We start from the raw sequence: 13,336 nt of genomic DNA, 5'->3' as shown, positions 1-13,336 counted from the left end.
TGCTCTCCGCGCGGTGGCTTGCGCTTCGGGAAATGGCTGTGCAACTGCACAAACTGTTGCTGTCGCGGCAGTGCGCGAAGGCGTAGACACTGCTTCGCGGCGGGCAGTACCGTGGCAGTAATTCCACAAAATCAAGTGTTGGTGCATCCCTACAACGTGCACCAACTGACGAAGGAGTCACTGTGACTGTTACCGCCGATCGCGAAAGCGAACTTCTTGCGTCCGTTCCCACCGGGCTTCTCATCAACGGACAGTGGCTGCCTGCGGCGTCCGGCAAGACGTTCGACGTCGAGGATCCCTCGACGGGCAAGGTGCTCATGAGCATCTCCGACGCCGGAGTGGAGGACGGCGCCGCGGCGCTGGACGCTGCTGCTGCAGCCCAGGCCTCCTGGGCCCGTACCGCTCCCCGCGAGCGTGGCGAAATCCTGCGCCGCGCCTTCGAGCTGGTCACGGCACGCGCCGAGGACTTCGCCCTGCTCATGACCTTGGAAATGGGCAAGCCCTTGGCCGAAGCCCGCGGCGAAGTAGCCTATGGCGCGGAGTTCCTGCGCTGGTTCTCCGAGGAAGCCGTCCGTGTCAGCGGCCGCTACTCCGCGGCCCCGGACGGCAAGAACCGCATCCTGGTCCAGAAGAAGCCTGTTGGTCCCTGCCTGCTGATCACCCCGTGGAACTTCCCGCTGGCCATGGCTACCCGCAAGATTGCCCCCGCGGTTGCCGCCGGCTGCACCATGGTGCTCAAGCCCGCCAACCTGACCCCGCTGACCAGCCTGCTCTTCGCGCAGGTCATGCAGGAAGCCGGCCTCCCCGCAGGCGTGCTCAACGTTATCCAGACCTCCACGGCAGGCGCAGTCACAGGGCCCCTCATCAAGGACGACCGCCTGCGCAAGATCTCCTTCACGGGTTCCACCGCCGTCGGGCAGTCCCTCATGCGCGAAGCCGCCGACAAGGTCCTCCGCAGCTCCATGGAACTCGGCGGCAACGCCCCGTTCGTGGTCTTCGAGGACGCCGACCTGGACAAGGCCGTCGAAGGCGCCGTGGCCGCCAAGATGCGCAACATGGGCGAGGCCTGCACGGCCGCCAACCGCTTCATTGTGCACGACTCCATCGCCGATTCCTTCGCCGACAAATTCGCTGCCAAGATCGCCGCACTCAACACGGCCCGTGGCACTGAGCCGGACTCCACTGTTGGCCCGCTGATCGACGGCAAGGCCCGCAACGGAGTGCACGCCTTGGTGTCCGACGCCGTTGCCAACGGCGCAATTGCCGTCACCGGCGGTGCCCCGGTAGATGGCCCCGGCTACTTCTACCAGCCCACCGTGCTCAAGAATGTCTCCGCGGACGCCCGCATCCTGAAGGAAGAAATCTTCGGACCGGTGGCCCCGATCATCACCTTCAAGAGCGAAGACGAAGCCATCAAGCTGGCCAACAACACCGAATACGGCCTGGTCGCCTACGTCTACACCAAGGACCTGAACCGGGGCCTGCGCGTCAGTGAAAGGATCGAGACCGGCATGCTCGGCCTCAACGCCGGCGTCATCTCCAACGCAGCGGCGCCCTTCGGTGGTGTGAAGCAGTCCGGCCTGGGCCGTGAAGGCGGCTTCGAAGGCATCGAGGAATACCTCACTACCCAGTACGTCGGCATCGCTGATCCTTACGCCGACTAGCAAAGCGTTCCTCGCCCAACTAACTCGCAGTAGTTGTCGTTTAGCGGCCTGTATACGACAACAACTGCCAGTCAGTTGGGTCTCAACGCCGCCAGCGGATGGAGCCGAAGAGGCTTTGCCAGGATGCCGCCACCCGGCGTGCTGCCGCCACTGAAATGCCACCCAGCCAGCGGAACGGCGTCCATACGAGTTGGAACCACCGGGACATCAAGGACCGCGGGAACCAGTCCGCGCGGAAGGTTGCGAACCACGTGGCATTGCGCCGCAGTGCGGCACGGACAGCGGCGATCCTGCCCGCTGCTGTCGCGTTTGCTTGCTCCGTTGCGCCGTCCGCCGCTGGATCCGTCGGGGGACCGTAACGTTGCCGCTCGAAGTCGACGGTGAGCAACGCAACCGCCTGCTGCCCGGCGTCGTCGGCGGCTCCCGACGGCGAAGCGGCCGGCGCTCCAAGTGCAGTTGAGTTGCGCAATCGTGCCGCGAAGTGCCGCGGCGTTTCGCTGGGCACCGGTGGTACGCCGTAGTCGGTGGCGAGGTCCCGAAGCTCGGCCCACGCCAATACAGGACCATCGCTGGGTGGGGCCGGCCTGACGCGGCCCCCGGAACCGTTCCGCCGGGTCAGTGGCGGTTTCAGGCGCCGCGCCCTGATGCCGGAGCGGACCAGCCGCGGGAGGGCTGCCAATACCGCCACAAGGAGCGCCCCGGCGACGACGTCCAGCAAGGTTGCGGAGCCCGCGGACGTGGTCCCTCCAACGCCGGGTCCGGCAAGGGGCGGTACCGTCGGGGCGCCCGGCTGGGGGGTCACGGACCCCGGGGTCAGGTTTTCGTCGTGCAGATTGGTGCTCTGGCCGCCCTCCGACGTCGGTTCGGCCGCATAGGGTGGGACCACACCGCGCGAAGGGGTCGGTTCAAAGGCGACCCAACCAGCGCCTTCGAAATAGAGTTCGGGCCAGGCGTGGGCGTCACGGGCATCCACCGCGAACTCCGGCAGGGGTTCCTGACCTGCGACGGCAACGGTAACGCCGGTGGAGTGGCCCGGCGCGTAGCCCACGGCGATGCGGCTCGGGATTCCGGACAGCCGCGCCATGACGGCCATGGCCGACGCGAAGTGGACGCAATAGCCGCTCTTCTGTTCGAGGAAATCCGCCAGCACGGACAAGCCGTTGCCGTCATAACCGCCCTGGACCGGAGCCTGTAGGGAGTAGCTGAACTTCGGCGAGCGTAGATAGCTCTGGATCGCCATCGCCTTGGCGTAGTTGTCGTTGGCGCCAGCAGTCACGGTCTTGGCCGTGTTCTTCACAATGTCCGGAACGTTGTTTGGCACTTGGATGAAATCCTGCGAGATGGACGTGGGCCGGGCATTGTCCTGGCTCAACGTCGCTGAGGTCAGGGCTGGCAACGCCGAAAATACCGTGTACTGCTGGTTCCGCGTGTTGGTATCCTCGGCGCGGATGCCGAGGGTTTCGGGATCCCAGGACCAGCGTCCGCTCAGCCCGTTCACGGCCGTTGGAGCATAAGGAACCGGCAGGTAGGGACTGGTGAACTGCCCGGTATCTATCACCGTCAGCTGGCGCACCAAATCGGAGGGGAGCGGATAGTCCGGTGCCACCCGGCCGGGGCCGATGCGCCGGGAAGCTTCGCGGTCGTCCGGCGCCCAGGTATCGCCGTCGAACTTGTCAATAGTGACAGAACGCAGGTAAACGGGGGCAGTGGAACTCGTGGCGTAGGTGATGCGGCCGTCGCCAGTAGGATTCCGCAGGCTGTTGCCGAGCGTGATCATCGGGTTCAAGCCGTTGGAGACGCCCCAGGGGTTCAGGCGCGAGCCCACCGGAAACGTTCCGCGCTCGAAGCCTGGAACCGCCAAGGGCAGCAGCAGCCCGAGAACCAGGGCCACGGCACCGATCACCGTCGATCGCTTGAGCTGCCCCGCGCCGCGCGGATTGTCAGTCTGTAGCCGCCAATCCGGCGCGAACCACTGGCTGCACCCCAGGATCAGGATGAAACCGACGGCAGTGGCAAGGAACCCGAGCAGCCCCGCGCCTTGCGGCTTGATGGTGGCCGGGAAAACGAGGACGGCCAGAAGACCCAAACCGCTTGTGGCAGGCATTCCGAGTGGAACCGCCAATGCATCGATGAGGACAACCACCAAGCCCAGGCTCGCGCACGCGACAAACACGATTCCGGCGTTCGGGGCCACGGGAGCAGTCTCCGAGACGACAGTTTCGCCCGCGCGTTTCAGGAACTTGCCGAACTGGGCATATGTCTCACCGGAGGGCACGAAGCCCGCGATGCTCTGTTGGCGGAAGAAGGTGGAGGTCAGGATGAACGCCAACGAGACGAGCCCGCCCAAAGTGATGAGAAGCGCGTGCGCCCTTAATGCACGGAGAACAGCCAGCGTCATTGCGACGGTACACACCGTGGTGATCGCAGGAACTAACCAAGCCCAGCCCCTGAAGACACCATTGAGCGAGAGCGCTGTCCCGAGGACGGCGATAGCGATGGCCGCGGACATAGCCCACGGGTAGGCTCGGGGCCCCGGCTTTCGGGCGCGGGGTACCTTCCCCGGGCCACCGGAGGAAGCTCCTCCCTCGCCGGTGCTCGTCGACGCCGAACGTGGAGTCCGTCCTGGAGTCTCGTGCCGGGAGGTGGTTGTCATCGCGGCACCGCCGCTCCGCGCCGGACGTCCATCGCTGCGGCAGCGGCCGCGAGAATCTCTCCTTGATCGAAACCTGCCCATGCGGCAGGAAGATCCGTTCTCGAGCTGACGGCGACGGCCCGCCAGCCGCCCAGCTTCAAGGCTTCGATGATCGGCTGGGCATGGTGGGGATGGTCCGTGACCACCAGTGCGAAGGCATTGGCTCCGTAGCCGGCGGCGGGCGCCAAGGCACGGGCCTCGGCGAGCGGCATATTTCCGAGCAACGCGAGAAGGGGGCCGCGCAGGCGGTGTGCCGCCAGTTTATCCATCAGGTGGTCGTCGAAGGGCGCCTCAACACCGTCAACGACGTCGGCGGCCTCCCTGCGGCGCTCGCCATGGACATGCCGTGCGCCGGTGAGCTGAATTGCGGCCAGGCTCTCGGCAATGGATTGCAGGCCGCACAAGCCGCTGAATTCCTCGGTTTCGGGATCCGGGGCCGAGTGGGAGTTGCGGAATGCCGGATTCCCGGCGGCGTCGAGGAACCTCAGCGAGTAGTTCCGATCGGCAAGGTGGGCGCTGATCGACATGGCCGCCGTCACGACCCACTCGAAGTTGTCGCTGCTGACCAGTTCGAAGGCGTCTTCATGGGCCGGACCGAAGGTGGCCCCCGAACCCGAAACAAAGGCGGAATAGCGCTGGTCCATAATGATGGTCGCCTCAGGCGTAGTCACGGACTCTTCCTGCCGCACCATGAGTTCCCCGTGCCGCGCGGTCGCTGCCCAGTGGACACGGCGCATGGGGTCGCCATGCCGATATTCGCGGGTCATGACATCGTCGTCGCTGGGATTCGCACGGATTCGTGTGGCGGTCACGCCGTCGTTTCCGCGTGCCCCTGCGAGGCCCGTGGCGGGGAGCTCGACGGCGGAAGGCGTCACGGTGAGGATGTCGCCGTCGTCGATCGCGTGCCGGTGCAGCGACAAGCCAAAGGGATCGCAGAACTCGGCGGTGACCGGACCGATCCTGAACTGGCCGCGCTTGCCCGAGCGCAAATGGTATTCGTACCGGCTCGTGCCGCCGGAAGCGGAACGGGCGGGAAAGCGGAAGGCAGGAGGTTCGCCGAAGCGCGGCGACAACTGCTCTTCCATGATCACCGGGCCAGTGGCTGCGCCGGTCCGTGCCACGGCCAGCCGCACTGTTGCCGTGGAAGATGTTTCAACGGAAGACGGATTGAATTCGCGGAACACCTGAAAGCGCGGCTTGAGGATGCGAACCCCGGCAAGGGACACCAGCGGCAGCACTATCAGCAGTATACCGAGGGCCAGCAGGTCGCGCCTGCCCATGATTTGGGCCAGGAGCAGGGCGCCAACGCCGCTGGCCAGCAGCCCCCAGCCACGGTTGGTGAACAGATGCTTGGGAAGTAGATCCATCAGTGCCATGTGTGCCCCCTCCGGACATCCGCCTAGCTGCCGCGGCGTTCCGCGCCAGCGTCCTGGCTTACCGGGAGCGAGGCCAGGATCGCCCGGATGATGCTTTGCGGAGTGTCACCGGAACTCGCGGCCTTGCGGTCAAGGATGATGCGGTGCGCCAAGACCGATTCGGCCACGGAAATGACGTCGTCCGGAAGGACGAAATTCCGTCCGTCAAGGGCGGCAGTCGCCTTGGCGGCCCGCAGTAGTTGCAGCAGGGAGCGCGGGCTGGCTCCGAGACGCAGGCGCGCGCTGTCCCGCGTGGCCCGCCCCAAGGCAACCGTGTATTCCTTGACGGCTTGGGAGACGAAGACCTGCTGCACCGTGGCGATCATGGCGGCGACATCCGAGGAAGTGACCACGGGGGTGACTTTCGCGAGTGGTGAGACCGCCTGGTGCGTCTCGAGCATCTCGATCTCGGAGAGCTTGTCCGGGTAGCCCATCGAGATGCGGGCCATGAAACGGTCCCGCTGCGCCTCAGGCAGTGGATACGTTCCTTCCATTTCGATGGGGTTCTGCGTCGCAACCACCATGAACGGCTCGGCCAGCTGGTAGGAATGGCCGTCCACTGTCACCTGGTGTTCTTCCATGCATTCGAGCAGGGCGGACTGGGTTTTGGCGGAGGCCCGATTGATTTCGTCTCCGATCACGATGTTGGCGAACACCGCGCCCATCCGGAACTCGAACTGCCGTGATGACTGGTTGTAGATGGAGACGCCCGTGACATCCGAAGGAAGAAGGTCCGGGGTGAACTGGATCCGGCTGACTTTGCAATCGATGGTGCGTGCCAGGGTCTTGGCGAGCAGGGTCTTGCCGACGCCAGGCACATCCTCCACGAGCAGGTGGCCCTGGGCGAGGAGCACGGTCAGGGCAAGTTTGGCGGCTTCGGCTTTGCCGTCGATGACTTTGTTGATTGCCGCCAGGATCTTCTCGCTCGCAGCGTGGAATTGCGAAGGATCCATGACCGGCAGCTTGTGGCCGTTGAGGGTCTCGCGTTCGGGCGGCAAGGCGACAACAGCCTCGTCCCGCAGCAATGGCTCATCAACGGTACCGTGTCGCTTTGAATCCATGGACAACCCCTCAGCCATGACAGAACCCCTGCCGGGCCGCGGTGCCCTGGCCGGGATATACCGCCTTTTGTACCAGACTACCCAGCCTAGGCCCACCGCAGACAGAGGGAGGTTCCGGAGGGTGGGAAAGGGGAGGGATCAGGCAAGGACCGCGAGGGGTTCAGGAAGGAAAGATAGGGTGAGAGCATGTGCAACTCCCTCCCACCGGCTCCCTACCGTGCGCCTGAAACCGGCGACTCCCGTAAGGAATACCCGCCGGCTCCCGAGCCGCTGCCGGTCCCGGTGATGGACAACCACACGCATCTCGACTTCCGGCACGGCCTGCTGGACGTAGCCGTCGCGGATGCTTTGGACGCCGCCGAAGCCGTGGGGGTCCAGGGTGCCGTGCAAGTGGGCTGCGACCTCGAGTCATCGCGGTTCACGGTCCAAGCGCTGGACGCGGACCGGCGTCTCCTCGGGGCAGTCGCCATCCACCCCAACGACGCTCCGGTCTACGCCGGCCGCGGAGAGCTGGAATCAGCGCTCGCGGAGATCGAAGAACTTGCGGCCCATCCGAGGGTCCGCGCGATCGGCGAAACCGGGCTTGATTTCTTCCGCACCCACGGCGACGGCCTGGTGCACCAGCGCCACTCTTTCCGCCGCCACATCGACATCGCGAAGAGGCTTGATCTCACCCTCCAGATCCACGACCGTGACGCCCATGACGACGTCGTCCAGGTGCTCCGGGAAGAGGGCGCCCCGGAGCGGGTGGTGTTCCATTGCTTCTCGGGTGATGCGGAACTGGCGCGGATATGCAACACGAACGGCTGGTACATGTCCTTTGCCGGCACCATGACCTTCAAGAACGCCGCAAACCTGAGAGACGCGCTCGCCATCGCAGATCCGGAACTCGTACTCGTAGAAACCGACTCCCCGTTCCTGACGCCGCATCCCCACCGGGGCCGCCCCAACGCGAGCTACATGGTGCCTTACACGGTCCGTTCCATGGCTGAAGTGACCGGAACCGAGCTCTCCACCCTGTGTTCCCAACTGGCCCAAAACACGGTGGCAACCTACGGATCGTGGGACTGAGCTGCAATTGCTCTGCATACCCGGTATGTAAAAATCTTGGTCACTTTATAACGCTTCGGTTACAGTGGGTAACCAGTAGCCGGGGTCGGGGAAGGCCATCGGACAACTTACTCCGTTCGCAATTGGTGTTTCAGTTGAATTGAGTGTGGCGGCGCACAACTCCGCCGCAGTCCTCCTGCACGGCTTCGGCCTGCACCCAAGGGCCGCGGCAGGAGGCCCCTGTGCGCTTTTCCCCGTGCCCGGATGGTCCAAAAGTTACGGGCAAACATGGTTAAGTTCTTCACCACGGGCGGCAAGTTCAGTTTCGTCAAAGTCGGTGCGCAGCTGCTGGTGCTTTCGGCACTGGTGCTCGGTGTGGTTGCTTTTACAGGCAGCAACAAGTCAGTCACCCTCAACGTCGACGGCAAAGTGAGTTCCGTCCAGACCTTCGGCAACACAGTTGACCAAGTGGTCAAGGCAGCCAAGGTCGATCTGAAGGCTGAAGACCGGGTTTCCCCGGCTTTGGACGCCTCGGTGCAGAACGGTTCCATCATCAACGTCAACCTGGCCAAGGCCGTCACCGTCAGCCTTGACGGCGCACAGCGGACGGTCAACACTACGGCTCCCAACGTCGAGGGGCTCGTTTCTGAACTCGGCGTCGCGAGCGCATCGGCCGTCTCCCAGCCAAAAGACACCCAGCTGGCAGTTTCCGGATCGTTCGTCTCGATCATGACCCCTAAGGCGATCAGCCTGATCGTGGATGGTCAAAGCTCGGCAAAGACCACGACGGCGGCTGACGTCGGCACCGTCCTCAGCGACGCCGGCGTCGTGCTCGGCCCGAACGACCGCGTTTCGCAACCCAACTCGGCCCCCGTTGTCCAGAACATGGTGATCAAGGTTTCCCGTGTGGACACCAGCAAGACCGCCACCGAGACGGAAAACGTTCCCTTCGATACCGTCACCACGCAAGACCCGGCTCAGTTCACAGACCAGAAGACCGTGACCCAGGAAGGCGTCCTCGGGCTGCTCAGCAAGAAGTTCAAGCTCGTCCTGGTGGATGGTCGTGAAGCGTCCCGGACCCTGGTCTCCTCGGACGTCACCGTTAACCCTGTTTCCGCGAAGGTGACTGTCGGAACCAAGGAGCGCCCCAAGCCTGCTGCCGCCGCGGCAGTTGCCTCCGGACCTACTGGCGCACCGAACGAGGCCATGTGGGACAAGGTTGCCCAGTGCGAGTCCGGTGGAAACTGGGCCATCAACACGGGCAACGGCTACTACGGCGGCCTGCAGTTCGACATCCAGACCTGGATCGGCTCCGGCGGTGGTGCCTACGCTCCCAACGCAGCCGCCGCCAGCAAGGCCCAGCAGATTGACATCGCCAACCGCGTCTACGCGCAGCGCGGCCTCGGACCGTGGGGCTGCGGCTGGGCAGCTTCCCGCTAAGCATCGATGAAATTGGCCGGGTCCGGAATCTCCGGGCCCGGCTTTTTCGCACGCGAAGGTGGCAGAGGGGCGCTGCCGCGAGTCAGGCAGACGATACGATACCTAGGTGACTGAACCGAATTCCGAACACGCCGCCGTCGCACCCCTTCTGGGGGCTGCGGACATCCGACGGCTCGCCGAAGAAATCGGTGTCCGCCCAACCAAAACCCTCGGCCAGAACTTTGTCATTGACGGCAACACCATCCGGAGGATCGTCTCCGCCGCCCGTATTGATCCCCAAGAAACCGTCTTGGAGGTCGGACCGGGGCTGGGTTCGTTGACGCTCGGCCTGCTCGACGCCGCCAAAACAGTTGTCGCCGTCGAAATCGATCCCGTATTGGCCGGCAAGTTGCCGGAGACGGTCCGCGAGTGGCGCCCGGACTCGGTGGATGATTTCCACCTTGTCCTTTCCGACGCCATGAAGGTCACCGAGCTTCCCGTGCAGCCCACCGCCCTCGTGGCCAATCTGCCCTACAACGTGGCGGTGCCCGTGGTCCTGCACCTCCTGCAGCATTTCCCGAGCTTGCAACACGGGCTCGTCATGGTCCAGGACGAGGTGGCGGACCGGCTGGCTGCGGGCCCGGGTTCCAAAATCTACGGTGTCCCGTCGGTCAAAGCCGCTTGGTACGGACACATGCGCAAGGCCGGAGTAATTGGCATGAATGTCTTCTGGCCGGCCCCGAAGATCCATTCCGGACTGGTGTCCTTTACGCGCGGCGCGCCACCGGCAACACACGCCACCCGCGAGCAGGTTTTCGCCGTCATCGATGCCGCGTTTGCCCAGCGCCGAAAGACGCTCCGAGCGGCCTTGGCAGGCTGGGCAGGAAGCGCGGCCGAAGCCGAACGTTTCATCGTGGCCGCCGGCGTTGATCCGACTGCCCGCGGAGAGGTCCTCGATATCAACGGGTTTGTCCGCATCGCCGAGGCCCGCCACCCCCTGGACGCATGAATCCGGCAATCAGCGGTGTGAACCGCGGCCGCTTCGTCGCACGGACGGTTCGCGTCCGGGCGCCCGGCAAGGTGAACGTCTCCCTCAACGTTGGCCCGTTGCGGCCGGACGGCTACCACTCTGTCGCCAGCGTGTATCTCGCGGTGTCCCTGTATGAGGAAGTCGCCGCCACGAGCACTGAGGGGCAGGGAATCACGGTCAGCATCAGTCCATCAAGCACCCTGGACCTCGACGGGGTGGACATCCCCCTGGACGAGCGGAACCTGGCCTACAAAGCCGCCGCCATCATGAGGGACGTTTCGGAGAAGGCCACCGGTGTGCACTTGGAAATCACCAAGCGCGTCCCGGTCGCGGGAGGCATGGGGGGCGGCTCCGCTGATGCAGCGGCCACCCTGCTGGCCTGTGATGCCCTTTGGAACAGTGGCTTATCACGCGAAGAACTTGCCCATCTTGCGGCTGAGTTGGGCGCGGACGTGCCGTTCTCGCTGCTTGGAGGCACCGCCGTCGGGCTTGGCGTCGGCGACGAATTGTCACCGGCCCTTGCAAAAGCGCAAATGGACTGGGTCTTGGTCTGCGCCGACTACGGACTCTCCACGCCCGAGGTCTTCCACGCGCTGGACAGACTCCGGAATGCCGAGGGACTCGACATCCCCGAACCGCTCGAGGTCGATGCCAAGATCCTGCAGGCGCTGCGCAACGGAGATCCGGGCGCCCTGAGCAAGGTCCTCATCAACGACCTCCAACGCGCCTCGATCGAGCTGGCTCCGCAATTGCGGGACACCATCGGGCTAGGGGAGTCGAACGGCGCCCTCGCAGGGATCGTTTCCGGTTCGGGCCCCACTGTGGCCTTGCTCGCGCACAACCCTTCCGCGGCCCAGGGACTCGCCGACGACCTGCGGCATCTGGGGCACAACGCCCTTGCTGTTCACGGACCGGTTCCCGGCGCACGGATCATCTCCGATACCCTCCTATGACAACCCGCCTTGGCAATTTTTTCGACAAGCAGCGATTTTCCTGATTGTTCACACCAGAAAGTAGTACCCAGTGGCCCACCTGCTCGGCGGTGAAAACCTCACCGTTTCGTTCGCAACCCGCACCATCCTCGACGGCGTAACCCTTGGTTTGGAGGACGGCGACAGGATCGGCATGGTTGGGCGCAACGGCGACGGCAAATCCACGCTCATGCGCTTGCTGGCATTGCGATCGACGCCGGACTCCGGTCGCGTGACCAAACGAGGCGACGTGAATGTCGGTTACCTCGACCAGTCCGACGTGCTCGACGGCGACCTCACCGTGGGGGCCGCGATCGTCGGTGACCAGGCGGACCACGAATGGGCCGCCAACCCCAAAATCCGCGAAATCATGGGCGGCCTCGTGGCCGACGTCGATTGGCACGCCAACGTGCACGCACTTTCCGGCGGACAGAAGCGCCGAGTGGCCTTGGCCAAACTCCTTATCGAGGACCACGACGTCATCATGCTCGACGAACCCACCAACCACCTCGATGTGGAAGGCGTGGCTTGGCTCTCCCGGCATCTGAAGACCCGGTGGCGGGCCAACCAAGGCGCGTTCCTTGTGGTGACCCACGACCGTTGGTTCCTGGACGAAGTCTGCAACCGGACCTGGGAAGTGCATGACGCCATGGTGGACCCGTTCGACGGCGGCTATGCGGCCTACGTGCTGGCCCGCGCCGAGCGCGACCGTAGCGCATCCGTCGTCGAAAGCAAGCGTCAACAGCTGGTCAAGAAGGAGCTGGCGTGGCTGCGTCGTGGCGCCCCGGCCCGCACGTCGAAGCCCAAGTTCCGTATTGAGGCCGCCAACGAGCTGATCGCCGATGTTCCCGATCCGCGCGACTCCGTGGCCTTGAGCAAGATGGCAACCGCCCGGCTCGGCAAGGACGTGCTGGACCTTGAGGGGGTCTCGCTTGATTTTGTGGGCGGCGACGCCGGCAAGAAGCTCTTCGACAACGTCACCCTCCGCCTCGCGCCGGGGCAGCGGCTCGGACTGGTGGGCGTCAACGGTGCCGGAAAATCCACGCTGCTGAGGCTGCTCAACGGGGAGATCGCGCCGAGTTCAGGCAAAGTCAAGCGGGGCAAGACTGTTGTCACCGCGGTGCTCAGCCAAGACGTCAAGGAGATCGACGACGTATCCGACCTTCGCGTGATCGAGGTCATCGAGCGCGAAAAGCGCTCGTTCAGCGTGGGTGGCAAGGAGTTCACGGCCGGGCAGCTCGTAGAGCAACTCGGGTTCACGAAGGAAAAGCAGTGGACTCCGGTGTCCGACCTTTCCGGCGGTGAGCGGCGCCGCCTGCAACTCTTGCGCCTGCTGGTGGGCGAGCCCAACGTCCTGATGCTCGACGAACCCACCAACGACCTCGATACCGATACCCTGGCCGCCGTCGAGGACGTCCTGGATGGCTGGCCGGGTACGCTCGTCGTCGTCAGCCACGACCGCTACCTCCTGGAACGCGTCACCGATTCCCAAATGGCACTCCTGGGCGACGGCAAGCTGCGCGGGCTTCCGGGCGGGGTGGACCAGTACTTGGAATTGCGCGAAGCCGCGCTCGCGAGCGGTGCAGTGTCCGGCGGCGCCTCGAGCGGGAGCAGCCGCCCGACGGCGGCAAGCGGCTCAGCTTCGACCGCCGCGGCGGGTCCCAGCGAGGCAGAGAAGCGTGAGGCCCGGAAGGAACTGAACAGGATCGACCGCCAGTTAGGCAAGATCGCCCAGCAAGAAGAGAAACTCCACGTCCAGATGGCCGCCAAGTCCCAAGCCGGGGACTTCGACGCGCTCGCCGAACTGAACACCAAGTTGCAGGAACTCCTCGAAGAAAAGGAAGTCCTGGAACTCGAGTGGCTCGAGGCGGCGGAGGTGCTGGGGGAGTAGGTCGGCGGGGGCGACTGAGCCGCGCGACTGGTGCCGGGGCCGGACAACGGTCCTTCGGCGTCGCTTAGCCCGGGGTTTTCGTGGCCAGCTGGCGCGAGTGGCGCGTTAAAGCAGTGAAAGGGTGCTCTGAGCTGGGAAAATAG

The 13,336-nt window shown here is 64.7% G+C and carries 9 protein-coding genes; 6 read left to right on the top strand and 3 right to left on the bottom strand.

Annotation, left to right across the window (positions count from 1 at the left end):
* Window positions 1-182 precede the first annotated feature (182 nt).
* Complete coding sequence (locus tag OW521_RS05840) at window positions 183-1,664, top strand: NAD-dependent succinate-semialdehyde dehydrogenase (protein ID WP_268023717.1); 1,482 nt, start codon at window positions 183-185, stop codon at window positions 1,662-1,664.
* 82 nt (window positions 1,665-1,746) lie between these two features.
* On the opposite strand, the gene OW521_RS05835 is transcribed toward OW521_RS05840, so the two are convergent.
* From OW521_RS05835 to OW521_RS05825, 3 genes are read right to left on the bottom strand one after another with little or no spacing between them, the layout of a single operon-like run.
* Window positions 1,747-4,317 carry a transglutaminase TgpA family protein gene (locus OW521_RS05835; protein WP_268023715.1) on the bottom strand — a complete coding sequence of 857 codons (2,571 nt, stop codon included), beginning with the start codon at window positions 4,315-4,317 and terminating at the stop codon, window positions 1,747-1,749.
* A complete protein-coding gene (locus OW521_RS05830; RefSeq protein ID WP_268023713.1) occupies window positions 4,314-5,732 on the bottom strand; it encodes a DUF58 domain-containing protein in 1,419 nt (472 codons plus the stop codon). The genes OW521_RS05835 and OW521_RS05830 overlap by 4 nt, the downstream gene beginning before the upstream one ends.
* A 23-nt stretch (window positions 5,733-5,755) precedes the next feature.
* Window positions 5,756-6,832, bottom strand: coding sequence for an AAA family ATPase (locus OW521_RS05825; RefSeq protein WP_268023711.1), 1,077 nt, complete (start codon window positions 6,830-6,832; stop codon window positions 5,756-5,758).
* Between the two features lie 186 nt (window positions 6,833-7,018).
* Here OW521_RS05825 and OW521_RS05820 point away from each other — a divergent pair, with 186 nt between their 5' ends.
* From OW521_RS05820 to OW521_RS05800, 5 genes are all read left to right on the top strand, one after another.
* Complete coding sequence (locus OW521_RS05820; RefSeq protein ID WP_268023709.1) at window positions 7,019-7,903, top strand: TatD family hydrolase; 885 nt, start codon at window positions 7,019-7,021, stop codon at window positions 7,901-7,903.
* Window positions 7,904-8,170: 267 nt separating this feature from the next.
* Window positions 8,171-9,322 (top strand): resuscitation-promoting factor, encoded by a 1,152-nt coding sequence (locus tag OW521_RS05815; RefSeq protein ID WP_268023707.1) that lies wholly within the window; start codon window positions 8,171-8,173, stop codon window positions 9,320-9,322.
* Window positions 9,323-9,428: 106 nt separating this feature from the next.
* A complete protein-coding gene (gene rsmA, locus OW521_RS05810) occupies window positions 9,429-10,310 on the top strand; it encodes a 16S rRNA (adenine(1518)-N(6)/adenine(1519)-N(6))-dimethyltransferase RsmA (RefSeq protein WP_268023705.1) in 882 nt (293 codons plus the stop codon).
* Window positions 10,307-11,284 (top strand): 4-(cytidine 5'-diphospho)-2-C-methyl-D-erythritol kinase, encoded by a 978-nt coding sequence (locus tag OW521_RS05805; protein ID WP_268023703.1) that lies wholly within the window; start codon window positions 10,307-10,309, stop codon window positions 11,282-11,284. Before rsmA ends, OW521_RS05805 begins: the two co-directional genes overlap by 4 nt.
* Before the next feature lie 70 nt (window positions 11,285-11,354).
* Window positions 11,355-13,193, top strand: coding sequence for an ABC-F family ATP-binding cassette domain-containing protein (locus tag OW521_RS05800; RefSeq protein ID WP_268023701.1), 1,839 nt, complete (start codon window positions 11,355-11,357; stop codon window positions 13,191-13,193).
* Window positions 13,194-13,336 lie beyond the last annotated feature (143 nt).

This window comes from Arthrobacter sp. MMS18-M83, assembly GCF_026683955.1.
In the GTDB taxonomy this organism is placed as follows: domain Bacteria; phylum Actinomycetota; class Actinomycetes; order Actinomycetales; family Micrococcaceae; genus Arthrobacter.
Note: the sequence above shows the minus strand (reverse complement) of the source record. Positions and strands in the feature narration are given on the sequence as shown.